Source organism: Leptospira saintgironsiae (assembly GCF_002811765.1).
GTDB classification, from domain to species: Bacteria; Spirochaetota; Leptospiria; order Leptospirales; family Leptospiraceae; genus Leptospira_B; species Leptospira_B saintgironsiae.
Window position 1 is genome coordinate 30,372 of sequence record NZ_NPDR01000004.1, and the last position, 23,940, is coordinate 54,311.

A 23,940-nucleotide genomic window follows, 5' to 3' on the forward strand; every position below is an offset into this window, starting at 1 on the left:
AAAATGTTCAGGTGTGTATATTATTTTCCCGGATCTATCCTTAGGATCTGTCCTGCTCCAAAGTCTGCTATATAAACGGAGCCTCTTGCGTCTTTTCCGAAACTTGAAATTAAAACGGGCCATTTCCCTAAAGAATAGGCTTCTTTTACAGCGCTTCCGTCTTTAGGAAGATCTATTGCCCAAATCCTTCCTGATACAAAATCTCCAAAAACATATTTGCCATGTAGATCTGAGATCCGGTCATTAGTAACAACGTAACCGCCTGTGATAGAACTTCCGTCTTCTCTTCCGTATTCAAAAACTGGATCTGTTAATCCTTTTTTGTCACAGTCTGTTTTAGGTTCGAAACAATGAGTTGCTTCCATTTTGTTCCAACCGTAATTTTTTCCTGCTTCTACTATATCAACTTCTTCGAATAGATCTTGTCCCACATCTGCGATGATCAATCTTCCAGAAGGATCGAATGAATATCTCCAAGGGTTTCTGAAACCGTAAGCGAATGTTTCCGGTTTGAATGATGGGTCCTTTAAGAAAGGATTATCTTTTGGAACTGAATATTCTTTGCCTGGATCTTTTGAGTTCACATCCACTCTCAGAACGGAACCTAAAAAGGTAGAAGGATTTTGTCCGTTACCTTTAGGATCTCCCATCCATCCTCCGTCTCCCCAAGCGATATATAACATACCGTCTTTTCCAAATGCCAATTGGCCTGCGTTATGATTTCCGTAGGGTTGTTTGACTTCCATCAGGATCCTTTCTTTAGAAAGTTTCGCTTTTTTAGGATCTTTAGGGAGATCTATGGTCCATTCTGAAACTCTACTAGTTTCTCCATTTTTCTTTGCTACATAGTTCAAATACAAAAGAGGTTTTTCAGGGAATTCAGGATGGAGAACTACTCCTAAAAGTCCTTGTTCCGAGTCTGTAGAAATTCCATCAAGTTTTAGTAATATACCAGAAGTTCCGTCTTTTGGATCCAACCATTTTAGTGCTCCGGTCTTTTCTGCCACCAGGAATATATCCGGTCCAGGGATCATTAATAAGTCTACAGGTTGTTCGAATCCTTTTCCGATCGTCGTAAGGCTGATCTTGATCTTCTTTCTTTTTTCATCGTTTTGATTGAAGACTGCAACTAAGCCGGATTCTTTTCCTTCTGCTTTGTATTTTGCCATGTCGTCTACATTGGCCACCAACAAACGTCGTATATCGTCGCAGGATATAGTGAAGAATAGTAAGGAAATTGTCGGAATTAGAAAGGATCTATAGAAGAAAAGTTTCATGATCCGAATTCTTCCTTTAAGCAAGATTATATCCAGTCTTTTTCTGAGCGGAATCCGCTTGACCGGTCCAATTTAGATTAGAAGTCTTTCTGAAGTGAATTTAATGGATCAGTTATTGGATCGTAAGGAAATAAAACTATCCTTCCTTCTTATCTCCTTTTCAATTTTTCTGATCAGTCTTGGGACTATCTCGGGCTCCGAATCGACGGCCAAAACATTTTATTCCACTGATTCTTTATTTTTTGCAAATGTATTCTCGGAACTTATTAAAGGATACGAAGAAGGTAACGTATTTGCTGGATTGATGGATTGGACTTGGACTCCTGCGTTCTATTTATTTCCGGATCTAATTTTATATTTTTTGCTTAGACTACTTGCAATTCCGATCAACGCTTCCATTGAAGTCGTTCATCTTGGATATACTATCTTACAATGGACATTTTTGTTTCTTTCTTGGAATATTTTATTAAAAAGATTTCTGCCGGACGAATCTAATATTAGTTTTCTTTATCGGATCTCTATATGGTTTGTTTTGGGTGGACTTTTTATTTTCCAGAATCGCTTTCTATCGTTATTTCTTCCCGGATTTCATACGGGAACCTGGTGTTTGCTTCCGATTTCCTGGGCTTTATTTTTCACTGCTAAAAAGAACAAGGCCTATTATATACTAGAGTTTTTCCTTATCTTTATAGCAGTTCTTTCGGACCCGTTATTTCTACCTTCTTTTTTGATCCCTATTCTTTTATATGAATTATTTACGAATCTGAGTAAGCTCCTTAAGGATCCAAAACTTTTGGTTTCCTATTCAGTGAAATGGATTCCGATTGTTTTAGGTCTATTTATAGGGGTTAAAACTTATTCTCTACTCGTTAAAAATAATATAGTATTCTTTTCGTATCGATATTTTGAAAAAAGTATATTCGAAAATTTTAAATTGATCTTCGATACGTCTTTTTGGAATAGTTTGCCTATTTTTTGGGGTTCAATGACTGGAATACTTTGGATCTTTGCCTTAGGATGTGGTATCTTGTTCTTTAGTTTAAGAAAGTTCAGAAAAGATGATAACCAATACTTAAACTTGAATTTATTTTACTTATTTTCCGGAGTTATCTTACCCTTCTTTCTTATTTTAATAGCTTATGTTTCAGAAGATACTCTACCTGAAAAAATTCCATTTCGTTATTTAGGAATTTTGATACCAAGTTTATTTGGATCTTTTTGTATTCTGATTAGAGGTAGAGCCTTAAAGATAATTACCTTTTCCATTCTTGTATATGCTGAGGGGTATTTAGCTTTTTATATTATTAAAAATAAACCTCTAAAGATTGAATACTATCCGGATTGGATATCTTGTTTAGATGATTTAGGTAGAAAGAACCATTGGCAAAGAGGTATGGGAGGTTTTTGGACTTCCGCTCCTGTTCGAAATTTTTCTAAAATAGGATTAGTCTCGGATTATTACCAACCGGATCTAAGCATCCGGGCTTGGCAGAATACGTTTAGATGGTATCAGCTTGATAGGAATTACTCTTTTGCGATCTTAAATGAATTAGATAAAGAGGTTTTATCAAAAACTTTTGGTCCAGGTGCGCATGAAGAAGAATGTCCCGGAGCAAAAATTTATGTATTCTCCACGAAGAATGAGAAAGAGATCAAAGACTTTATCCTACTGAAAAAAGCAGAGATCAATGTTTGGAAGAAATTTACAGGAAGGAAATAAAGAACATTGGAGCGTATCGGGATCGAACCGATGACCTTCTGAATGCAAATCAGATGCTCTCCCAGCTGAGCTAACGCCCCTTGTGTCAAGGGATGAGTGGAAGCTTTGACGGTTTAGAAATTTATCGGAAGTCCGACTATCCACTCGATCTAAACCGTTTTACCTGGGCCTGATAAGATTTGAACTTATGACCCCACGCTTATCAAGCGTGTGCTCTAACCAGCTGAGCTACAGGCCCGGTAAGAGACATGATTTTTATTCGAGATTCTCTGGCAAGGGATTTTTAGAATAACAGACAGGTTTTGCATTTGCGGATTTCAAGATTCACCGTAGATTTGCCGCGTGAGATTCGGAAAAACAACCTTCTTTGCCCTCCTAATCTCTTCTTTTCTTTTTCACTGCGGTCTTATCGGATCGGGTTCTGAACATTCTTCTGCTAAGAATGGAACTCTGGATTTAAGCAAACATTCTTTCGAAGACGGTAAGATCATTCCTTTAGATGGAGAATGGGAATTTTATTGGGAAGAATTTATTTCTCCAGGCGATTTCTCCGATCCAAAATTCAAATCCAAAAAAAAATTCATAACCGTTCCTTCCGTTTGGACTGATAGTTTTTCTAAAGATCTTAAATCTGCAGGTCATGGTTACGCTACCTATCGACTTAAGTTAAAATTAAGAGAAAGAAAACAGTCTTTGGCTCTCAGAATTCCAGATCTCGGAACTTCTTATATACTTTATGCAAACGGTAAGAAGGTCGCAAATGTTGGAACTCTAGGAAAATCCGAATTGGAAACCAGAGCAAAGTATGAGTTAAAAATTTCTTTAATTCCTGATTCAGAAAATCTGGAGTTAGTATTTCATGTTTCCAATTTTCAAAACAGATGGGGAGGAGTTTGGAATTCTATTCAGTTAGGGGAATTGGAAAATGTTTTAAAGAATGTTCAAAAACAAAGGGACTTAGAGTGGGCCTTGGTACTCATCGCGGCCACAATGTCTTTTTATAATATATTCTTTTATTTTTTCAGAAGGAACGAATCGGCTCATATATTATTCGCATTTCATTGTTTTCTGATCATGATTCGTTCTTTAACAAACGGAGATTCCAGGCTTGCTTACGAATTTTTACAGGGAATTTCTTGGGAACTTCCGAATCGTTTGGAGTATATTAGTGTATATGCTTCCGGTCCTACACTATATGCGTTCTTGTATAGGTACTGTAAGACCGATTTTTGGAGAAGATTTGGCCAATATATCTGTATTCCATACTATTTAGCAGTCTTTGTCGTATTATTTTTTCCGAATGCATATTATACACTTACACTTCTTCCAATCGCATTATATATGCCTTTGGTCACAATGCCCATATGGTTCATCTTACTTGCAACAGGTTTGAAAAGAAAGATAGAGGGTGGACTCATTCTATTTGCGGGCTATGTAGTGATTAGCCTATGCACTTTGAATGATATTATGCTCTTCCTTGGGCTCTGGAAAGGCATTTACCTCATCCAATATGGAGAAGTTGCACTGATACTTGGATATTCCGTCTTAATCTCTAAAATTTTCTCAGAAGCATTCCGACGTTCGGATACGCTTGGAACTAAAATGAAATCTTTGGTATTTTCTACTAGAGAGATTATGCAATCTTCTTCTTATGATAAGGCTGCAGACACAGCATTAAAGATGCTTCATGAAAAAGGAAAAGAACAAACAGTTTATGTATATTTAGAAGAACCAAATTCTTCAGTATGGAAAAGATATTCTATTTCTTCTTTAGGGGATTTAGAAATTGTAGAAGTTTATAAATATGATGTGCAGGATCTTTTGGGCTTGGATCCTTCTTCTCTTACTGAACCAATGATCCAAAATAATAGACTGATTGTTTCTATTCAGGATGATCAACCTTATAAATTGATATTCGATCTTCCTTTTGAAGGATATTCAGATGATTCTCAAGTGGATTGGGTGAGAGGAATTGCAGATGCACTTGCGTTTTCAGTACGTAATATTGCAAGACAGGATCGAGAGAAACTTGCGATCATAGGGGAACTTTCTGCAGAGATTGTTCATGATTTAGGACATCCAATTGCGATGATCCGTCAAAATCTGAAAAATATAGGATCTCAAAAAGGTAAATCTAAAACTAACCTTCTTTTTCAGGCGGAGAAGGAAGTTGACGCACTTACAAATCTTACCCTAGATATATTAGATTTTTCTAAAAATAGGATCATCCTGGATCTGCAAAATGTGGATATAAAAAAATACTTTAAGGAAATTTTTGAGGACCTGGGAACCTTCTTTCAATCAACTAAGATGAAACTTGTCTCTAAGATAAATGCGAAGGGAAGTATTCGTTTGGACCCGCTTCGTATTCGCAGGTTGATCTTTAATCTGGCAAAAAATGCTGCAGAAGCCACTGATGAAAGAGGTACCTTTTCTATCTGGATCGAAAAAGAGGAGAATGTTGTTTATTTGATCTTCGAAGACAATGGAGAAGGTTTTAGCAAGGATATGGAAAAATATATTTTTGATTCAGGGTTCGGAAGTAAAAAGCCTTATGGAACTGGACTTGGACTTTCTATCATTCGTAAAATTGTATCTGCTCATGGTGGTGAGATTCTAGTTTCTTCTGAAGAAGGGAAGGGCACGAGGTTTACGATACTTCTTCGTTCTTAATTTGGATCTAAGGATTTGAGTTGGACTAAAATTCTGGTTAATTCTACCATATTATCCACTTCTAACTTTTTGAATATGGATGCTCTGTGGGCCTCTACAGTCCTGACGCTCAGTTTTAATTCTTCTGCGATCTCTCTATTTAGTTTTCCTTTGGATAAAAAGTTCAGGATCTGGCTTTCTCTTTTGGTAAGCTTTTTTACGATCTCAGCAACTTCTCTAATATGTTTTTCGTCATAGCTGAAGTTTGCGATCTCCCCAGGGAATACTTTGCCTCTATTTAATACTTTTTTAATGGAAGCCATAATGGATTCCATAGGATCACTTTTTAGAATATAACCATCTGCACCAGCCGAGATTGCATCTTGTAGATAAGACCAATCTCTATGCATTGTTAAAAATACGATCTTCATATCCGGGAATTTTCTACGGATAGAATCTAATTCTTTAATACCATTCTCATCCTGGAGGGAAACATCACAGATCAGTAGGTCTGGCCTCGCGAAACCCATCATCTTGGTGCCTTCTCTTATTGAGGAGGCTGAACCACAATATTCGTAATCTCCAGAAGCTTTGATCTCAGATTCCAATCCGGAGCGAACGATAGGATGATCGTCTATTAAAAATATTTTAGGACAGGTTCGGACGGACATTTTCTCGGATTTTAGAGAATGTAACAACAATGGCAATCCTAAAAAATTTCTGAACCCGTGGAAAATATTATAAAATTATGAAGGACTTCTTTTTAGTTGAACTCGTAAATTGCCTCGGATTCATTATAGGACCCATAGCCAGGTTGAGTGCAAGTGGTCTGTGCATACCAAGGGTCAAATCCGCCAAACCCAGTTCCGCTGGTATAATAACTTCTGGTCGTAATTCCACCGTCACTAGGATAAGTACATCTTCCACTGCGAGTAAATGAGCCTCCATTTAAGCCATTACAATCGTGTGAAGCTCCTACGTATGTGGTTCCTCCTGCCAAAGTATCGTAACATCTGGCATAGTCCATTTGATTGGAAACAGCAGTCGCTTGAATTTGACCGTTTGCGATATTGGTTCTATAACTTGCGGGAAACGCACCGCTGGTATATCGAACTTCTATAATATAGGTTCCGCTTGCTAGATTTACCTTTTTGAACTGAGCACCAGCTTTTTCATTTTCTACAATTGTAGTTTTGGAACCTGTTGCGGTTGTATAATAATACAAATTCAGATTGGCTCCGAAATATCCGAATATATTGAAAAGAACATCTCCTGTACTTCCTAACGTGATACTTAGATAGCTATTTTGATCTGCCGCGCTTACCAGTCTGCTATAACTGTTAGGTGCCCCTAAAGTAATATCTATAATTGGTCTATACCTTATCGTTTTTGAAAGGAATGGATTTCCGTTCTTGGTAATTACGAGTGGGAGAGTGGTGTTTTCGGTGATCCCTGAAATAGTAGGCATTGTAAATTCTAAACTTCCATCTCCAGGAAGATTGATCCCGGTAGCAGATTCTCCACCGATTGTAATAGTATAATCTCCGACAACTCCTGTAAAATTGTTTGTAGTAAGAGTATTGTCTGAACCTGGAAAACCTTTTTCGAATACTATATCTGCAACAGGAACGTTATTAAATACGACCAAATACATTAAAGGATCGGTGCTGCTATTGTCTTTTGCGCAACCTATTAGTCCTGTTATGTAGAATAATAAAATATAGATCCAAGTTTTTCGATTGAGGTTCATGATTCCCTTGCCTTTTTGCGGGAAAATTATGACCCCTAAATGAATAAATTTCTATTCGTAAGACTACTAGATTTGCACTAACATATAGGTAGAAGCCGAAGGGATATCTTGTTAGGCGACAGGCAAGAGTTACTTATTTCGTTTGAAACTGATTCCCTTATTTCCAAGCACAGTTAGCCAGAAATTGGAATCCCGAATAATATAATGATACACTAAAAAAGTTACAGCGTATACCAAGAAGATATGGAGTGAAAATTTGATCCAGATAGAAAGACCTGTGCTCACCACTAAAAATCCAACCCCGAGAGAAATTGGATGATGGATCAAATACACTGGCAAACTAGACTCTCTTAAATAAGAACTGAGTTTGCTCGTTTTATTAAAGAAAACTTGGAAAAGTCGGATAAAAAATGCGATCCAGATCCATCCGCCCAAACATTTTAGAAAAATATGAAGTATTCTCATCCCGAATCCAGTGTATCCGAAATAAGACCAGTATGGGTCTATTGTGCTGACCCAATAAAATAATCCGAAAAATAAAAAAGATAAAAATCCGAGAAGAATGATCTCAAAACGATCTATTTTTCCTTTTAAGATCGTATTTTCTTTTCCGATCAAAAAACTTCCGAATAGGAAAAAACTAAAATCATATATGAACTGGACTGGTTCTATGTTCAGGTATTTTTCGTCCTTTAGGAAAAAGTAATTAATGCAACAGGTCCAAATTGTACACCAGATCCCTGCGATGAGTAATGTTTCCCATTTTACGCTGGATCTTGTTGTAGATCCTTCTTCTCCGTATCTGGAAGAAGGAAGTATGAATGTTCCGATCCTTGAGGCTACTGGACGAACTCCCAAATATAAAAATGTATATAATGCTAAATATAGAATGAACCAAAGATGAGAAGGAGCGGGATTCTTAAGTAAGAATTCTTCCCATAAAAACTTGAAATAGTTTCCTTGATAACCTTCTTGTAATGCGTTTACATAATATTGCATTGGGGCAAATAATATGATCCCTGGTATCAAAGGAAGGATGATCCTTAATGCTCTTAGTTTCAAAAATTCTTTTAATGTTTTGGAAAGATAGATCCTTTCAGTAAAATAACCTGAAAGAACAAAGAACATTGGCATTCTGAAAAGATGCACCCATTCTCCGAAAACATCGAAAGCAATGGATCTATCGTCATTTCTTAATGGATATATAATGATTGCAGCATATACGATCGCAACATGAAATGCGAGTCCTAATAATAGCGCAAAAGATCTGAGATTGTCTAAATAATCCAGCCTGCTTTGTTTGGCTGGAGAGCTTTGTTCGGCCAAGAATTACTGGTCCAATGTATATTTAAAAAACGTGTCCCGTATCAATATATGGCTGGGATCGTTTTTAGGTTGTTCGACCATCTTATCTTTTACCAAAAGATTGATCGCGGATACTAGATCCGTATGTTCTAATCCAACTCTTAAGATGGCCCATTTCACAAACGCGGCCAAATGAACTTTGTATTGTCCGTCTTCTTGTTCTCCTCTCGTCTGTGCGAAAGTGATGAGTGCAGAAGTTACAATATTCTTTCTGTCTCCTTTTAAAAGACTAGCTATAGTTTGGTTTGTCTCTCTTAGTCTAGAAGAAAGCATTTTTACCATCTTTAAAGAGAAAGAAGGGTTGGTCTGGACTAGGTTATAGAACACGCTCTCGGTGATCGCAAATAATAATACGTCGGTTTTTGCAATGGCTCTTGCACTTCTGGGTTTGCGATCCACCAGCGCCATCTCACCGAACATATCCCCTTCTTTCAGTTCTATTAGAAGTTTGAATGCTTCTTTTACTTTTTTATGTATCCCAACTTTTCCGGTGAGGATTAGATACATTTGATCAGCAGGTTCGTTCTCATCAAAAATAACATCGGATTCCTTAAAGCGGAGACCGTGTTTGTTTACCATATCTTCAGAGATCTTCATGCTAAAACGGACTGGAAAAGTTTTCTGTCCTCATGTACGATATCGGCGATTGGTTGGGAGCCGCAATCAATTATTCTGGTGAGAAGGCGGGAACCTCAGAATTTTACGTTGACTGCCCGACCTTCGTAAGTAGCGTCTCATTCGTTTTCCCTAAGGAGGGAATCGTGAACACGAAAAAAATCCTCCTGCTCTCTGCAGCGTTTATTATCATTTTTATAATAGGTTTTGCACTCAAACCTTCTCCTATTAAACCTATCGCCTATCAACCTCCTATCGATACCGGTTTGATCGGCGGTTTCCAAGAAAACAAAGCTTTGGAGTCCGCAGAACTAATCGCACTTGGAAAGATACATGGCCCAGAAGATATCGAACCGGATGACGAAGGTAATATCTATTCTGCTAGTGAAGATGGCAAAGTGTATCTCATTTCTAAAGACGGAGAAATGAAAGCACACGCATTCACAGGAGGGCGACCTCTTGGAATGAAACTATTAGGAGACGGCTCCATCATAGTTGCGGATGCGATCAAAGGCTTATTAAAGATCAGTAAAGATGGAAAAGTAGAAGTTCTTAGCACGGAATCTGAAGGTGTTCCTTTTAAATTCACTGACGACCTGGATGTTGCTAAAGATGGAACTATCTATTTTTCAGATGCGAGTGATAAATATGGCTCTGCAGAATATCTGTATGATCTAATGGAGTCGGTTCCTCATGGTCGTTTATTAAAATACGATCCTCATACAAAAAAGACCACTACTCTTATGAAAGATCTTTTCTTCCCGAATGGAGTGGCTCTTGCTAAGAACGAAGATTTTCTAGTATTAAATGAAACATATAAATATAGGATCCATAGATATTGGATCAAAGGGCCTAAGGCCGGAACAAGCGAGATCTGGGCGGAGAATCTTCCTGGATTTCCTGATAATATTTCCTCAGATCGTAAAGGTCATTTCTATCTAGCGTTATTCACTGTTCGAAATAATATGGTGGATAAGATCTTACATCCTCGTCCTTGGACAAAAGCAATCGTAGCAAAATTACCTAAATTCCTTTGGCCTAAACCTCAACCTTACGGTTTCGCAGTCATTCTGGATGAAAACGGAATAGTAGAAGCAAGTTTCCAGGAGCCAAAAGGAAAACACCTAAAAGAGATTACTTCCGTAAAAAGAAAAGGGGAGTATATCTATTTAGGAAGTCTTCATAACGACAGGATCGGAAAGTTCAAACTTCCTCCTGAATTAATAAAAGAATAAATAAGGAAAATTGAATATATCATGGATTTATCCATACCGAAAGAGTTAGACGAAATTAGGGCAAAAGCAAAGGCATTCGTGGATGAGATCGCCATCCCTGCAGAAGATCATTACGATTATGATCACGGTAGAATGCCGGATCCAATCGTTCAAAAATTAAGAGAAGAAGCCAAAAAAAGAGGATTATGGACAGCTCACCTTCCCAAGTCAGAAGGTGGTCTAGGTCTGGATCTAGTTGGCACAGCACTCGTATTTAGTGAGCTGGGACGTTCGCCTATCGCTCCATATCTTTGTAATTGTGATGCTCCAGACGAAGGAAATATGCATCTTCTTCATTTAGCTGCGAACGAAGAGCAAAAGAAGAAGTTCTATCATCCCCTAGTGGAAGGAAAGATCCGCTCTGGGTTTGCAATGACTGAACCTCCTCCAGGCGCTGGTTCGGATCCCACTGCTCTTGCGACTAACGCGGAGAAGGATGGAGATCATTATATTCTGAATGGTCATAAATGGTACTGCACTGGTGCAAACGGGGCTTCTTTCTTGATAGTAATGTCCAAGGTAAATGATAGTTTCAGAAGAACTTCTATGTTCCTTGTGCCAACGGATGCTCCTGGATATACAATGGTGCAGGAAATCGGAGTGTTAGGTTCACATGGTCCAGGTGGACATTGTGAGTTAAAATTCGAAAATGTAAAAGTGCATGAGTCACAAGTTCTTGGAAAAATTGGAGAAGGTTTTAGGCTTTCCCAAGAAAGATTAGGGCCCGCAAGGCTTACACATTGTATGAGATGGATCGGACTTGCCAGAAGATCCATGGAGATCGCAAGAGAATACGCTATTAAAAGAGAATTATTCGGCGGGAAATTATCAGATCACCAAGGTATCCAATGGATGTTTGCAGAATCTTCATTGGAGATAGAATCAGGTTTTTTACTTACATTAAAGGCTGCAGACATTCTACGTAAAGGTGGAGACGCGAGACAAGCTGTTTCTTTAGCTAAATGGCAAGTCAGTGAAACATTGAACAAATGTATAGACAGAGCTATTCAGATTTGTGGGTCTCACGGTTTCAGCCGTTACCTTAAATTAGAATTATTTTATAGAGATGCGAGAGCCGCAAGGATCGCAGACGGTCCTACCGAAACCCATAAGATGGTAATAGGCAGGAATTTAATATCCGGAAAGGAGAGCTTCTAATCGTGAAAGATTCCGAATTGAAGGAAAAGCTGGAATCATATTTAGGAAAAAGGCTCCAAGGAACAGTAGAAATCGCTAATATGGTTTCTCTTTCGGGAGGAGCCTGCCAGGAAAATTTTTCCGCTGATATCAAAGTGAACGGCGGCCCTGAATCCGGCCAATACCAAACTGTATATCGAACAGATAAAGGAGCAGCCTTACTCGCTTCTTTATCTAGAATAGATGAGTTTAAAGTTTGTAGAATGGCCTTTGAAGCAGGAGTTAAAACTCCTGAACCATTTTGGTTGGAGTCTGATAACTCTGTTACTGGTAATCCATTCTACTTTATGAGAAGGATCCAAGGTAAGGCTACCGGAAGATTCGTAGTAAAAGATCCAAGTTTAAATAAGGTTCGCAAACAGATCACCCAAGAACTTGCAGAAAATCTTGCAAGTATCCATTCAGTGACACCTGAAAAATGTAAGGATGAAAAACTAAAAGAAGTTTTGAATCTTGGACAACATGTGAGCGGCAAAACAGTGGCCCAAGGTTCTGTCCAAGCTTTACGTTCTCAATTGGAATCTATGGACGGAGCTTATCCTGCCATGGAAATCATTTTGAATTGGTTAGAGAAGAATGCTCCTGAAAGTGATTCCGTTGTACTTATCCATGGAGATTTCAGAACAGGAAACTTCATGGTAAATTCGGAAGGTCTGCAAGGAATTGTGGATTGGGAATTTGCTCATTGGGGAGATCGTCACGAAGATCTGACTTGGTTATGCATGAGAGATTGGAGATTCGGAAAGCTGAATAAAGAAGCAGGTGGATTTGCAGATCGTTCTGAGTTCTACGAAATTTACGAAAAAGCCTCCGGTGTAAAATTAGATCCTATTAAGATCAGATATTGGGAAGTGATGGGAAATCTTCGTTGGGCAATCGGTTGTATCGGCCAAGCAGAACGCCATCTTTCCGGAAAGGATAAAGGAATAGAGCTCGCATCTATAGGAAGAAGGGCCTGTGAGATGGAATACGAGGCCATGAGACTCATAGAAGAGTCCATAAAATAAGGAAATCATAATGCAGGATAAACCAAGCGCCACGGAATTATTGGAAGCGATCCAGGATTTTCTAATGAAGGAAGTCCTACCTGAGTTTAGAGATAAGGATCTTCTGGCATATAAAACGTTAGTAAGTTGGAATATGCTCGGAGTGATCTCTAGGGAAATACGATCGGGCGAAGAATCTTTAGACAAAGAGCTTACGAGACTTTCTTCTTTACTCAAAAAGAAAACTGAGTTTCCTAAAACTTGGAATGAAAAGAAGAACCTAACTTCTTTTTGGAATGAAGAACTGAGGGATATTATCCGAAAGGAAAAAAAATCTTTGGAAGATACGGAATACTGGAAACATATAAAAGAATCCGTTATCGAAAAGGTAGAGATCGTAAATCCTAGATTCACTACGGAATCCTAAACATGTCCGTAATATATCTGGTTCGCCACGGACAGGCGAACTCCACTGGAGAAGATTACGATCTATTGACTGATAGAGGAAAGGAACAAGCCTTTGCCCTTGGAAAATATATGGCTTCTAATGGAGATTTTCCGGATAAAATTATCTCCGGGACAATGAGAAGGCATAAAGAAACTGCAGAATTTTTTATGAAAGGGATCAATTCTGTGAAATCAGATCTAAAAGTTGGATCTGATTTTCATTCATTTGATGCAAACTGGAATGAATTTCCCTCTGAGTTATGGAAGAAATATGCAGAATATCTTTCAGGAACAAGATCCGAATTCCAAAGATCCTTATTACAATTTTCTAAAGTCAGATTAAAAGGTGGAGTTCGATCTGCTGCCTTATTTTTTAAACTTACTGAGGAGATCCTATCTGTTTGGAGAAAAGGAGATTTCACTCCACCCGGGATAGAAACTTTTGCAAATTTTCAATCCAGAGTAGATCTTGCCTGTGAAACTTACTTTCAGCCTTCTAATTCGGAAAGGACCTTTATTTTTACTTCAGGCACGCCTATTTCCTTAACTCTGAAAAAGATGCTTAGACAAGACGAAGATGTTTTTACTTGGATGCCTTGGATCTGGAATAGTTCCGTAAGTATGTTCCGTTGGGTAAGAGGAAGACATATACCGGTGAGTTTAAACTTTCTTCCACATATTCCGGCTAAGAGTGATAGGACGTTATACTAAGCAAAGACTTTTGGAAATAAAAAAGTGTGGACTTCGATGTTCGAAGGTGTAAGATTTTGCCCCGCTGATCCGCATGAATTCCTTGGTATCCTCAATAGAAATTCGTTCCTCAAAGGATAGAAGTTTAGGATTTCTATCTATCTATATAGGATCAGCATTCGTTCTTATACTGTTTCTGCTCACATATTTCACGGATGAAACGGAATTATTACGGATTTACGATAATATACATTGGACTTCGTCTATCGCGATCGCTACGACCACTGCTTGGTTCGGTTATAAATCCTCAGAGGGCGAAACTAAAAGATTCCGATTCTGGTTTTTCCTAGGGCTTCTCTCTTATTTTATTGGCCAAGTGGTTTGGGATATCCAAGCCATTTCCAAATTCTATAGTTTTCCTGCACCCAGCGATCTATTCTATCCATGGTTAGGGCCATTCTTTGCGATAGGATTTGCTAGATTCTTAAAAGACAGAGTTCCAACTAATAGAATGAAGGTGGCAGTAATGGACGCATTAGGACTAGCGATTGCAGTCCTTGCAGTCACCCTAGTATTATATCTTTCTAAAAAAGCAGATAGGCCTTGGTTTCAGTTATTGACCTTATCCGTTTACCCAGTTTTCACACTTTCCGCGGCTTGTATTGGTGTCTTGATGAAACCTTCCTTACGTTTAAAGGCGGACTTTTCCTTTTTATGTTTAGTGACCGGACTTGCTGGAATGGGGATCAGTTGGTTGCAATGGAATTCCATATTTTTGATAGCAGTTCCAGAAGATGGAACATTAACTAATGCAGGATTTTCAGCCAGTATCTTACTTCTCGGATATGGCACATTAACTTGGGCGCCTGATCCTTCAGGAGAAATAGAAAGAGAATCAGGAACTGAAAGTGGGCTTTTAAGAATTCTACCCTTATTAGAAGTAATTGTTTGTTCTGCTGCGATTATTCTATCCTTAACTCTACCAGGTCTTCCTGAGATCATTCGATTAGTGATTTGGTTTTCAGCAGGAGTAATGGTGGTGATCGCAAGCCTTAGGCAAAGTTTACTCGTGGCTGATTTGGCAACGGCAGAGTTTGTGATCCGAAATGCAAATAAAGAATTAGAAACCACTGTTGCGGAAAGAACTGAAGAATTAAGATCAACTAATACATATTTGGTGACTGCTAACGATAAACTTAGATCAGCCATGGATGAACTCAAAAAAACCCAAGAGAATTTAGTTCGATCCGAAAAAATGGCGGTATTAGGAAGATTGATGGCAGGGATTGCACATGAATTAAATACACCGTTAGGTGCAATTCGCTCTTCTACCGAAGGTATACGTTCTATTCTAAACGAACCCTGGGAAAAACTTTTAAAAGATTATTCCAGTTTTAACAAAGAAGAAAGAGAATTTTGGGGGATCTTATTTAAGAATGGAGGCAGAGTTAATTCTGATTTCGATTCCAAGGAAGAAAGATCCAAAAGAAAAAAATCAGAAGTCATTCTGAAGGAATCAGGTATAGAAAACTCTCTAGTAATGGCAGACGCATTGACTGACCTGGGAATTTCTCCAGATCAAGTTTCCGAATTGGTGGATAAGATCCCAAAAGGAGAAAGAGGATGGATAATAGTAAGCAATGCATCTGCTCTTTCCAGTATTTCGAGATCCAGCCAACTGATCTTGGATGCTTCTATCAAAGCCTCTAGAGTGATCCAGGCATTAAAAAGTTATGCATCCGGAGAAGGGGATTGGAAACCTCACTCCGAGTCTGTTTCTCCTAAAGAACAGATAGAGAATATTATCACATTATATTATTCTAAAATGAAAAACAAAGTCATTGTGGATATAAATATTCCTGAAACTGCGAGAGTACTGGGAGATCCGGAAAGATTATACCTGATCTGGACCAATTTGATCACAAACGCATTACATGCCATGAATTACTCAGGCAGAATATTCGTAGATGCGGAACGAAAAGGCGAATACTGGGAAATTTCAGTCCAAGATACCGGGAGTGGAGTTCCTTCAGAGATCAAGGATAGGATTTTTGATCCATTTTTCACCACCAAGTCTCCTGGAGAAGGGACGGGGCTCGGTTTAGACATTTGCAAAAATGTGGCAGAAGAACATGGAGGAGCCATCCGATTTACCAGTTCGGAAGAAGGCACAACATTCTACGTTACCCTCCCTGCCTCACCTTAATTATTAGGTTGATGTGAAAAATTACCCGTACAGAGTTGTGCGAGCTTTCGAATTTTTTTCAGATCCTTATGAACGGACCTAAGAACGAAAACGTATATCGCGATATATTCGAACAATCTCCTATCGGACTTATGATCTTCGATAGGCAGGGCAAAATTATAGAGGCAAACGATTCTTCTCTGCGTTTCTTGAGAGCATCAAGAGAGAAGATCATCGGGCTTTCTTACTCCAGCTTAAAAGATACAACAGTCTCTTCATTGATCGGCAAAGGTTTAAAGGGAGAAGCTTCCGATTACGAGGGACCTTATAATACTACCGTCAGCGGGCTCTTATTACAAGTTCGCATCAGAGTGAATCCACTTTTTGATATTTCAGGTGTGTTCGGTGTAACTTTGATCTTTGAAGACCTGACAGAAAGAAAAAAGACAGAAGAGAAATTAGCAGTAACACTCTCTGACATTCGTGTCGCTCAAGAAGCATTAGAAGAACACGAGGTTAAATTTAAAACATTATTCGAATCTGCGGGAGAGGCAATCTTTCTCATGGATGATCGGATCTTTTTAGAATGTAATCCTAAAACGGAAGAGATGTTCGGTTGTAAAAGAGCAGATATTATAGGCGCTTCTCCTGTGGATTTTTCTCCGGAGATACAACCTGATGGAGTTCAATCTTCCCAAAGAGCATTCCAAAAAATACAGGCGGCCTTTGCAGGTAAGCCCCAAACTTTCGATTGGTTACATTGTAGAAAAGACAGGACTAATTTTGATGCGGAAGTGACCTTAACTTCTGTCACTCTGAATGGAAAAGCTTTATTGCAGGCAATTGTAAGAGATATTTCAGGAAGAAAAAGAGCAGAAGAAGAGATCCGAAAACTAAACGAAGACCTGGAACAAAAAGTAGTTCTTAGAACGGAAGAGTTAAAGGCAACAAATACTTATTTAGAAAATACGAATAGAGATCTGCTCTTAGCATTAGAAGAATTGAAATCTACTCAAGCACAGTTAGTTCAATCCGAAAAGATGGCTGTTTTAGGACAATTGATCGCAGGTATCGCTCATGAGGTGAATACTCCTTTAGGTGCGATCATTTCTTCCAATGAAGGAATTCAAAGTGTGTTCCGTCAAGATTGGGAGAAGTTACTCTGCGAATTTGCAGACTTGGATACTCAAGAAAGAGAAACTTGGAAGAAAATTTTCACAAAAGGAAGTATTTTCCCTGACTTCTATGATTCTTCTGAAGAAAGAAAAAACAGAAAGATTATCCGAGAAACATTACAAAATCTTGGATTCCCATCTTCCGAGTTTTTGTCCGAGAACTTAGCTGAATTAGGAATAAGAGTAGAGGACATTCCAGATTTAGTCAAAGGGATTCATAAGGAAAAATTTCCTACCTTAGTTTCGAATGCATACAATCTCTCTGGAATTTTAAGATATAGTAATGTGGTCAGAGAAGCCGCTTCTAAAGCGGCGAGGGTGATTAGAACCTTGAAAACGTATGTATATCAGGATCACGCAGGCATTAGTCTGATCGATATTAGAGAACAGATGGATCTTGTTCTTACGCTATATTATAATAAGGTAAAACAAGGAGTTGAGATCCGCAGAAATTTTGCGGATAACTCACTTGTAAGAGGCCAAGCTGACCAATTGACCCAGGTTTGGGCTAACCTGATCAATAATGCATTCCAGGCGATTTCTTACCAAGGTAGATTGGATTTGGAATCTTATATTAAAGATACGTATCTGATCGTTTCAGTCACTGATAATGGTCCCGGGGTCCCTAAAGAAATCCAAGATCGAATTTTCGAACCGTTCTTTACCACAAAAGAAAAAGGAGAAGGAAGCGGATTAGGTCTAGATATCTGCAGAAAGATTGTAGAAAGACACCAAGGAAAAATAGATTTTGAATCTTCTCCAGGGAAGACGACTTTCAGAGTGTATCTACCCTTAGCAGAAAAAACTCTGATTTAAAAAAGCCGCTCTTTTACAAGAAGCGGCTTTTTAATTTAGGATTTTTTAGGGACTTCACTTCCCTTGATGAAAGCGGGTCTTGCTCCTAATTTTTCTTCCCATGCTTTGAGTTTTGGATAATCATCGAGTGAAAGGTCAATATAAGATCTTGCTTTCACCCAAGGCCAAGTGGCGATATCCGCAATACTTAATTCACTTCCTGCAAGGTAATCTGATTCTTTTAGTCGTCTTTCTAGAACGGAATATAAACGTTTTGTTTCATCTACATAACGGTTCATTGCGTATGGAATTTTTTCTGGAGCAAACTTAACGAAATGATTTGCCTGTCCTTGCATTGGACCGACTCCACCCATCTGGAACATGAGCCATTGAATTGCGATAGATCTTTCTTTTGGATCCTTAGGTAAAAATTTTCCGTATTTTTCTGCGAGATATATCAGAATAGCTCCAGATTCAAAAACAGGAAAGTCTCCATTGTCTTTGTCTACGATAGCAGGGATCCTGCCGTTCGGATTAATTTTTAGATACCATTCTTCTTTTTGTTCTAATTTACTAAAGTCGATTGGATGTACTGTATAAGGGATCCCTAATTCTTCCAGCATGATGGAAGCTTTTTTTCCGTTAGGCGTCCCTGCGGTATATAATTCGATCAAACGATTCTCCTTTGATTCGGCCGGAAAATCCGGATATGATTTGGACTATGGTTTTTAGACTCTCGGCAGCATTCTTTTAGAGTAAATCCTTTTTATTTTTACAAAGAATCCGATAGATCAGGCAAAAAATACGGAATGAATAATATGACCAGATAGTAGGAGCATACTCAAAATTCCCAGATTATACGCGATATTTCTCCAAGGTTGTTTATGAAGAAAATAGAAAATCGCATGAAGTATTCTGGATGCTATAAATATTCCGGAATATATGATAATTCCCTCATGCCAACTATAAGTATGGATATATCCTATTAGTAAGAATAAGAAAATTGGAATATTCTCCAAATCATTCCTGAATACTCCGTTTGCAGTAGCGACTATCGTATGATCGTCAGTGGCCGGAAATGAATTGGTAAAAAATTCTGCATCTTCTTTCCAGCGAAATGTTTTGGTTTTGATCCGGACCAAACCTTGAACGATGGAAGTGGAAAGTAATTTTAAAAACAGAAGTACTGAGACGATCGCAAAGACCTGCCAAGAAGATTCCATTCTACACTCCTAAATGCAAAGATTGACGGAGCATAGGATTGAACTTGAATCGGATTAATCGAGCAAAAAATAAACTTACTCGGATTTGAGTTTCTCTTTTTTGAGTCGTTTCCTGATTTCTTTTCCTCGTTTTTGGTTCTCTTCCAGAACTTTCAGAATAATATCCACAGGAAATGCGGTACCTTGGAACATTCTTGAAAAAACTCGATCAGGCATATCATACCAGCGAGCCTTGGAAGAAAGAAGAAGTTCCCCTGTTTTTTTCAGATGTACAGTTCCTTTTGTATAAAGTCTTCTACGTCTGACCATTGTAACCCAGCAACGGACTTCTAACTCTTCCCCTAGAGGACAGGCCTTATAATAACGCATATACAATTGATCGGTCATCACAAAATGACCTAAATGAAAACATAAAACACCTTGCGCCTCATCCAATAGAGTCGCGAGTGCTCCTCCATGAGCATAACCAGGTGCTCCTTCAAAATCCTTTTCTATGGTCCAAGCAAAACGAACTTCTCCGCTTGGTTCATGAAAAGGAAAGCTTGCGTGTAAGCCTCTTTTATTTTCCGGTCCACAACCGAAACAATTCTTATGATGCCAGTCTTGTCCATTTTGGCTGGCCTTGATATGTTTATAAATGTCTTCCGCAGTCATCTGTTTCTGATACCATGGAAAAATCCTAAAGGTACCTAACAAGAACGAAATTCGAGATAAGACTGTAACGAACAGTGTATTTGTTTTGTTCCCGAACTTAAAAGAAGAAGGCCCAAACTCTTCTTCAAATCCCTTGACCGATTCCTGGCAGTTTATAATCTCATTTCCGTCGAGGTGTGAACGATGAAGGCCGCAGTATTAGAATCCGGAAAAAGAAATTTAATTATCAAAGAGGTTCCGATCCCTCAACTTGGACCAGAACAAGCTAAGGTAAGGATCAAAGCCTGTGGTATCTGCGGTTCAGATATACATCTAGTATTACATGGAACCTTAAAGTGTAAACATTATCCTCAAATTCCTGGACATGAAGCTTCCGGTGTAGTGGAAGAAGTGGGAGAAAAAGTCACTCGTATCAAAAAAGGAGATAGAGTGGTGATCGCTGCAGGAACAAGTTGTGGTGTATGTTCTCATTGTCTTGCGGGAAGAGAAAATCTTTGCAAAGAGATCGGAGTATTCGGTTTCGATAGAGAAGGTAGTTTCGCAGAATATAATATAGTCGAGGAACGTTATCTGTATCCTCTACCTGATTCAGTTCCTTTTGAACAAGGTGCAATTTTAGCAGATGCAGTTTCTACTCCTTATAATGCGATCAAGTTCAGAGGAAAGATCCAAGACGGAGATAATGTTGCTATTTTCGGATGTGGTGGACTTGGGATCCATGGAGTGGTGATCGCAAGAGCTTTGACAAAAGGTAAAGTGATCGCTTTGGATGTGGATAGGGGAGCCTTGGAAAACGCTACAGCTTACGGTGCGGACGAAGTAATAAATTTAAGAGATATAAAGAATCCAGGTAAAACCTTAAAGGAAATTTGTAAAGGTGGAGTGGACCTTCTTGCAGACTTTTCAGGAAGAATGACAAATATAGAAGAGTCACTTCGTGCAATGAATCCCGGAGGAAGAATGGTCCTCGTAGGAATCGGAAGAGAACCTTTAAAATTTTCCATCCCATTCTCCATTATCGAAAAACAGATCACAGTTGCAGGTTCTTATGGTTCGGACAGAAGGGCCATCCCTGAATTGATAGATCTTTATGTGCAGGGAAAATTGAATCTTAGCAGATCAATTACGGATGTAAGAAAATTAGACGACATCAACGAAAGTCTTCAGGACCTGGAAGAGAGAAAAGGAAATCCGATTCGATTTGTGATTTCTCCTTAATTATTTTAAAAACGAACTTTGCTTGCTATCGTATCCGCTTCTTAAATCCTAACAGATAGATAGCTGATGTTTAAAGAATACTTACAGTACGTACTTTCCAGAGGACAGATCCGATTTATCGTACTTGTCCGATCCGTTTTATTTTTATTAGTATTTAGTGCAATTCCTGCAATGCAAGCTGGGGGAGTTGTCGCGCTCGGCGGAGTCCTCATCATTTTAGGATTACTCGGAACTTATGTGGTGAATGGATTTGTGATCCGATCCGGAATGGACCCTGAAAAGCCTGTAGAATTTTCCAAATACTTTATATTCTTGCTCACCTTGGCTTTGTTCTTGATATTTTTCTTTTTGATCGTTGCTCGATTGATAGAACCTTTTTTAGGAACACAATTACAAGAGTTCTTAAAAAAACAAAGTACTGAACCAAGCACTCCTCTTCCTGCTGAATTCGTTCGATTCTATTTGATATTTGCATTTGTATTAGGATTGATCCTACATTTGATCCTGCCTGTGCTTTTTTCCAAACTCAGCTTGATCCAGGGATTGAAAGAATTGCCGAATTGTATCAAACGTTCCGACTATATAGTCGCTGCTTGGACACCTTTCGTGATCATGTTTGTTCCAGATCTTTTGATTTCTCTCATTTCTAATTCAGAAGAAATGATGGTTTCGATATTCGGACAAGTTTTATTGATTGTGATCTTCTTCTTTATGCTTACCTCGGACATCTTTTTGCAATATCCTACTTACTATTTGGTTCGCAATGAGAAGAAGACCACAGAAGGTTCTAAATAGAACTTAACCTTTTAGAAAGCTCATAGTATCTCTTAAACTTTTTGCAATATTCAAAAGCCCAGTTGCACTTCCCGCGATCTCTTCCGAGTTCGCGGCACTATTCTGGACTGTAACAGAAATATTAGAAACTGCATTTGCAGTCTCAGAGATAGCCACTTTCTGTTCTTTGACAGAAGTTCTGATCTCTTCCGATTTGGAGTCTACATCATTTACGGCAGTGATGATCGTCGCCTTCTTCTCTTGTTGAACTTTCATAGTTGATACAATATTGTCTGAAGAAAGTTTGATAAAGGAAAGACCTTCCAGAATTTCTGCATAAACTTTCACACAACTATCCACGAAGTTTTTACCAGATTCAATTTCTTGATTACTAGTGCGGATCAGGCTTTCGATAGTTTTGGTACTTTGGTCCGTTTGTTCTGCGAGTCTTGTGATCTCAGTTGCAACCACTGCGAATCCTTTTCCATGTTCTCCTGCTCTTGCAGCTTCTATAGCTGCGTTTAATGCGAGAAGGTTTACTTTTTCGGAAATTTCCTGGATGATTGCAGTGATGGATCTCATTTCTCCAGAGCTTGATTCAATTTTTATCATGCTCTCTGAGAGACTTCCCATTGTTTTTTTACCAGCTTCCGTTTTGGAATACATATCCGAGATTTTTCCTAAAGAATCAGAAACTGAATCTCCTACCTGAGTGATCAAACCATCTAACTCTTTCATTTCTCCTGAAAAAGAAAGTATCAGCTTATACTGACCTTCTGCGTTCGAGGTTACTTGTTCCATACCTGCACTGATCTCTTCGACTGATGCAGAAATTTGTTCCACGGAAGCAGATTCAGTCTGAGCATTCTCAGAAAGATATTCACTTGATTTGGATAATTGTTCCGCTGCTACCAAGATAGATTCTGAAAAAGTAAGGATAGAAGAAAGCATCTCCTTTACCTTGATTTGGAAGTTCCGAAATATTAAGGATAGAAGATACAGTTCGTCTAAATTTAAAATATCTTCATCCACTTCTATAGGATTGCTAAAGTCAGCGTCTCGAATGGAATTCTTAACTCGATTTAAACCCTTCACAAGTCGGATAGAAAATTTAATAGAAGCGTATAGTATATAGGCCAGAGTGATTGCTGAAATAAAAAGAAAAAGTGCGAGACTAAATGCATATTCTGTCTCGGCTCTTTGATAGATCCTTTCAGAGATCAAAAGTTGAACTGAGATCAACTTTTCTATATTTCCCGCTACCGGATCTATCTTAGAATACATCTTATTGTCAGCAAAATCTCCTAAACCTTCTTTATCTTTTGCAACCATAAGAGCTCTTGCTTCTTCTACACTTTTGTCCGCCTCCTCAAAGAGCGGTTTTAGTTTTTCGATCAGTACAATTTCTTCCTGTACCAAGTAGGTCTGGAGATATGTATTCCATTCCGACTTAATATCTTTCATTGCCTTGTCTAGGTTTTGGATCCCTTCTTCGTATGTGAATGCTCCACTTCTTGTCTTATGAACGCAGTCCACTATAGAAATTGCATAATGGTCCGAGATTGTTTTTAACTGTTTTAGGGGGATTAATCTGTCGTTCCGGATACTTTCTATATCCTTGATCCTAGAAGCTGAATTGATGAGAGAAAGAGCCAGTATGATTAAAAAAGGAATTAATACAGATGAGAACAAGATCGCAAGTTTAGATTTTAAGCTTAGTCGTAAATACCATTTCATGGAAACACTCCGGCCGGGGAGTATAACATAGAACGCAATTTAAATCGAGCACATTAGAACGCTTCCACCAAGTAAATGAGAAGAATGATTTTGGGACTGAAGAATTTATTTCCTTGGGGATGGTCTCTTCTTCATGAGAATAGAAAATCGCTCTCAGTATACGAATTAGAATTTACTACGATCAGATAATTGTTAGTTATCTGATT

The 23,940-nt window shown here is 38.5% G+C and carries 20 protein-coding genes and 2 tRNA genes; 11 read left to right on the forward strand and 11 right to left on the reverse strand.

What is annotated here, in order from left to right; genetic code table 11:
• Positions 1-20 precede the first annotated feature (20 nt).
• Complete coding sequence (locus CH362_RS10305; protein WP_208859570.1) at positions 21-1,277, reverse strand: PQQ-dependent sugar dehydrogenase; 1,257 nt, start codon at positions 1,275-1,277, stop codon at positions 21-23.
• A gap of 103 nt (positions 1,278-1,380) precedes the next feature.
• Here CH362_RS10305 and CH362_RS10310 point away from each other — a divergent pair, with 103 nt between their 5' ends.
• Positions 1,381-2,997, forward strand: coding sequence for a hypothetical protein (locus CH362_RS10310; RefSeq protein ID WP_244280550.1), 1,617 nt, complete (start codon positions 1,381-1,383; stop codon positions 2,995-2,997).
• A gap of 7 nt (positions 2,998-3,004) precedes the next feature.
• On the opposite strand, the gene CH362_RS10315 is transcribed toward CH362_RS10310, so the two are convergent.
• Together CH362_RS10315 and CH362_RS10320 are read right to left on the reverse strand one after the other, a co-directional pair.
• Positions 3,005-3,077, reverse strand: a tRNA-Ala gene (locus tag CH362_RS10315).
• Between the two features lie 84 nt (positions 3,078-3,161).
• Positions 3,162-3,235 (reverse strand) — tRNA-Ile (locus CH362_RS10320).
• A gap of 104 nt (positions 3,236-3,339) precedes the next feature.
• Between CH362_RS10320 and CH362_RS10325 the strand changes: the two genes are divergently transcribed.
• Complete coding sequence (locus CH362_RS10325; RefSeq protein ID WP_100710280.1) at positions 3,340-5,670, forward strand: sensor histidine kinase; 2,331 nt, start codon at positions 3,340-3,342, stop codon at positions 5,668-5,670.
• Here CH362_RS10325 and CH362_RS10330 read toward each other — a convergent pair.
• The 4 genes from CH362_RS10330 to CH362_RS10345 form a co-directional block, all read right to left on the reverse strand.
• Positions 5,667-6,320 (reverse strand): response regulator, encoded by a 654-nt coding sequence (locus tag CH362_RS10330; RefSeq protein WP_244280551.1) that lies wholly within the window; start codon positions 6,318-6,320, stop codon positions 5,667-5,669. The genes CH362_RS10325 and CH362_RS10330 overlap by 4 nt on opposite strands.
• Positions 6,321-6,412: 92 nt before the next feature.
• A complete protein-coding gene (locus tag CH362_RS10335; RefSeq protein WP_100710282.1) occupies positions 6,413-7,399 on the reverse strand; it encodes a hypothetical protein in 987 nt (328 codons plus the stop codon).
• Positions 7,400-7,528: 129 nt separating this feature from the next.
• Entirely contained in the window at positions 7,529-8,725 is a 1,197-nt protein-coding gene (locus CH362_RS10340; protein ID WP_100710283.1) for an acyltransferase family protein, read from the reverse strand.
• Positions 8,726-8,728: 3 nt separating this feature from the next.
• Positions 8,729-9,361: a Crp/Fnr family transcriptional regulator gene (locus CH362_RS10345; protein ID WP_100710284.1), complete on the reverse strand. Its 633-nt coding sequence runs from the start codon at positions 9,359-9,361 to the stop codon at positions 8,729-8,731.
• Between the two features lie 32 nt (positions 9,362-9,393).
• On the opposite strand from CH362_RS10345, the gene CH362_RS10350 reads away from it, so the two are divergent.
• The 7 genes from CH362_RS10350 to CH362_RS10380 all read left to right on the forward strand — a co-directional run bounded on the left by CH362_RS10350 (position 9,394) and on the right by CH362_RS10380 (position 18,149).
• Complete coding sequence (locus tag CH362_RS10350; RefSeq protein WP_100710285.1) at positions 9,394-10,614, forward strand: SMP-30/gluconolactonase/LRE family protein; 1,221 nt, start codon at positions 9,394-9,396, stop codon at positions 10,612-10,614.
• A gap of 21 nt (positions 10,615-10,635) precedes the next feature.
• Positions 10,636-11,811, forward strand: a complete 1,176-nt coding sequence (locus CH362_RS10355) for an acyl-CoA dehydrogenase family protein (RefSeq protein WP_100710286.1) — start codon at positions 10,636-10,638, stop codon at positions 11,809-11,811.
• 2 nt (positions 11,812-11,813) lie between these two features.
• Positions 11,814-12,857, forward strand: coding sequence for a phosphotransferase family protein (locus tag CH362_RS10360; protein WP_100710287.1), 1,044 nt, complete (start codon positions 11,814-11,816; stop codon positions 12,855-12,857).
• Between the two features lie 10 nt (positions 12,858-12,867).
• Positions 12,868-13,263, forward strand: a complete 396-nt coding sequence (locus CH362_RS10365) for a DUF6285 domain-containing protein (RefSeq protein WP_100710288.1) — start codon at positions 12,868-12,870, stop codon at positions 13,261-13,263.
• Between the two features lie 2 nt (positions 13,264-13,265).
• Positions 13,266-13,994, forward strand: coding sequence for a histidine phosphatase family protein (locus CH362_RS10370; protein WP_100710289.1), 729 nt, complete (start codon positions 13,266-13,268; stop codon positions 13,992-13,994).
• 73 nt (positions 13,995-14,067) lie between these two features.
• Positions 14,068-16,179, forward strand: a complete 2,112-nt coding sequence (locus tag CH362_RS10375; RefSeq protein WP_100710290.1) for a sensor histidine kinase — start codon at positions 14,068-14,070, stop codon at positions 16,177-16,179.
• 68 nt (positions 16,180-16,247) lie between these two features.
• A complete protein-coding gene (locus tag CH362_RS10380; protein ID WP_100710291.1) occupies positions 16,248-18,149 on the forward strand; it encodes a sensor histidine kinase in 1,902 nt (633 codons plus the stop codon).
• Positions 18,150-18,184: 35 nt separating this feature from the next.
• Here CH362_RS10380 and CH362_RS10385 read toward each other — a convergent pair whose 3' ends face one another.
• From CH362_RS10385 to CH362_RS10395, 3 genes are all read right to left on the reverse strand, one after another.
• Complete coding sequence (locus tag CH362_RS10385; protein ID WP_100710292.1) at positions 18,185-18,802, reverse strand: glutathione S-transferase family protein; 618 nt, start codon at positions 18,800-18,802, stop codon at positions 18,185-18,187.
• Positions 18,803-18,919: 117 nt separating this feature from the next.
• Positions 18,920-19,351 (reverse strand): MAPEG family protein, encoded by a 432-nt coding sequence (locus tag CH362_RS10390; RefSeq protein WP_100710293.1) that lies wholly within the window; start codon positions 19,349-19,351, stop codon positions 18,920-18,922.
• Between the two features lie 75 nt (positions 19,352-19,426).
• Positions 19,427-20,005 carry a PaaI family thioesterase gene (locus CH362_RS10395; RefSeq protein WP_100710294.1) on the reverse strand — a complete coding sequence of 193 codons (579 nt, stop codon included), beginning with the start codon at positions 20,003-20,005 and terminating at the stop codon, positions 19,427-19,429.
• Between the two features lie 183 nt (positions 20,006-20,188).
• On the opposite strand from CH362_RS10395, the gene CH362_RS10400 reads away from it, so the two are divergent.
• Both CH362_RS10400 and CH362_RS10405 read left to right on the forward strand, forming a co-directional pair.
• The gene (locus tag CH362_RS10400) at positions 20,189-21,223 is read left to right on the forward strand and encodes a zinc-binding dehydrogenase (RefSeq protein ID WP_100710295.1); all 1,035 of its coding nucleotides are present in this window, start codon (positions 20,189-20,191) and stop codon (positions 21,221-21,223) included.
• Positions 21,224-21,289: 66 nt separating this feature from the next.
• Positions 21,290-22,018 carry a hypothetical protein gene (locus CH362_RS10405; RefSeq protein WP_100710296.1) on the forward strand — a complete coding sequence of 243 codons (729 nt, stop codon included), beginning with the start codon at positions 21,290-21,292 and terminating at the stop codon, positions 22,016-22,018.
• Between the two features lie 3 nt (positions 22,019-22,021).
• Here the strand turns inward: CH362_RS10405 and CH362_RS10410 are convergent, their stop codons facing one another.
• Positions 22,022-23,734 carry a methyl-accepting chemotaxis protein gene (locus CH362_RS10410; RefSeq protein ID WP_100710297.1) on the reverse strand — a complete coding sequence of 571 codons (1,713 nt, stop codon included), beginning with the start codon at positions 23,732-23,734 and terminating at the stop codon, positions 22,022-22,024.
• Positions 23,735-23,940 lie beyond the last annotated feature (206 nt).

What these genes read in the sequence shown, in the direction of transcription:
- CH362_RS10335 (WP_100710282.1), bottom strand. Translation starts at nt 7,399, where the DNA reads ATGAACCTCAATCGAAAAACTTGGATCTATATTTTATTATTCTACATA.
- CH362_RS10355 (WP_100710286.1), top strand. Translation starts at nt 10,636, where the DNA reads ATGGATTTATCCATACCGAAAGAGTTAGACGAAATTAGGGCAAAAGCA.
- CH362_RS10390 (WP_100710293.1), bottom strand. Translation starts at nt 19,351, where the DNA reads ATGGAATCTTCTTGGCAGGTCTTTGCGATCGTCTCAGTACTTCTGTTT.
- CH362_RS10350 (WP_100710285.1), top strand. Translation starts at nt 9,394, where the DNA reads ATGTACGATATCGGCGATTGGTTGGGAGCCGCAATCAATTATTCTGGT.
- CH362_RS10365 (WP_100710288.1), top strand. Translation starts at nt 12,868, where the DNA reads ATGCAGGATAAACCAAGCGCCACGGAATTATTGGAAGCGATCCAGGAT.
- CH362_RS10370 (WP_100710289.1), top strand. Translation starts at nt 13,266, where the DNA reads ATGTCCGTAATATATCTGGTTCGCCACGGACAGGCGAACTCCACTGGA.
- CH362_RS10405 (WP_100710296.1), top strand. Translation starts at nt 21,290, where the DNA reads ATGTTTAAAGAATACTTACAGTACGTACTTTCCAGAGGACAGATCCGA.
- CH362_RS10305 (WP_208859570.1), bottom strand. Translation starts at nt 1,277, where the DNA reads ATGAAACTTTTCTTCTATAGATCCTTTCTAATTCCGACAATTTCCTTA.
- CH362_RS10375 (WP_100710290.1), top strand. Translation starts at nt 14,068, where the DNA reads ATGAATTCCTTGGTATCCTCAATAGAAATTCGTTCCTCAAAGGATAGA.
- CH362_RS10330 (WP_244280551.1), bottom strand. Translation starts at nt 6,320, where the DNA reads ATGTCCGTCCGAACCTGTCCTAAAATATTTTTAATAGACGATCATCCT.
- CH362_RS10395 (WP_100710294.1), bottom strand. Translation starts at nt 20,005, where the DNA reads ATGACTGCGGAAGACATTTATAAACATATCAAGGCCAGCCAAAATGGA.
- CH362_RS10310 (WP_244280550.1), top strand. Translation starts at nt 1,381, where the DNA reads ATGGATCAGTTATTGGATCGTAAGGAAATAAAACTATCCTTCCTTCTT.
- CH362_RS10400 (WP_100710295.1), top strand. Translation starts at nt 20,189, where the DNA reads ATGAAGGCCGCAGTATTAGAATCCGGAAAAAGAAATTTAATTATCAAA.
- CH362_RS10380 (WP_100710291.1), top strand. Translation starts at nt 16,248, where the DNA reads ATGAACGGACCTAAGAACGAAAACGTATATCGCGATATATTCGAACAA.
- CH362_RS10345 (WP_100710284.1), bottom strand. Translation starts at nt 9,361, where the DNA reads ATGAAGATCTCTGAAGATATGGTAAACAAACACGGTCTCCGCTTTAAG.
- CH362_RS10410 (WP_100710297.1), bottom strand. Translation starts at nt 23,734, where the DNA reads ATGAAATGGTATTTACGACTAAGCTTAAAATCTAAACTTGCGATCTTG.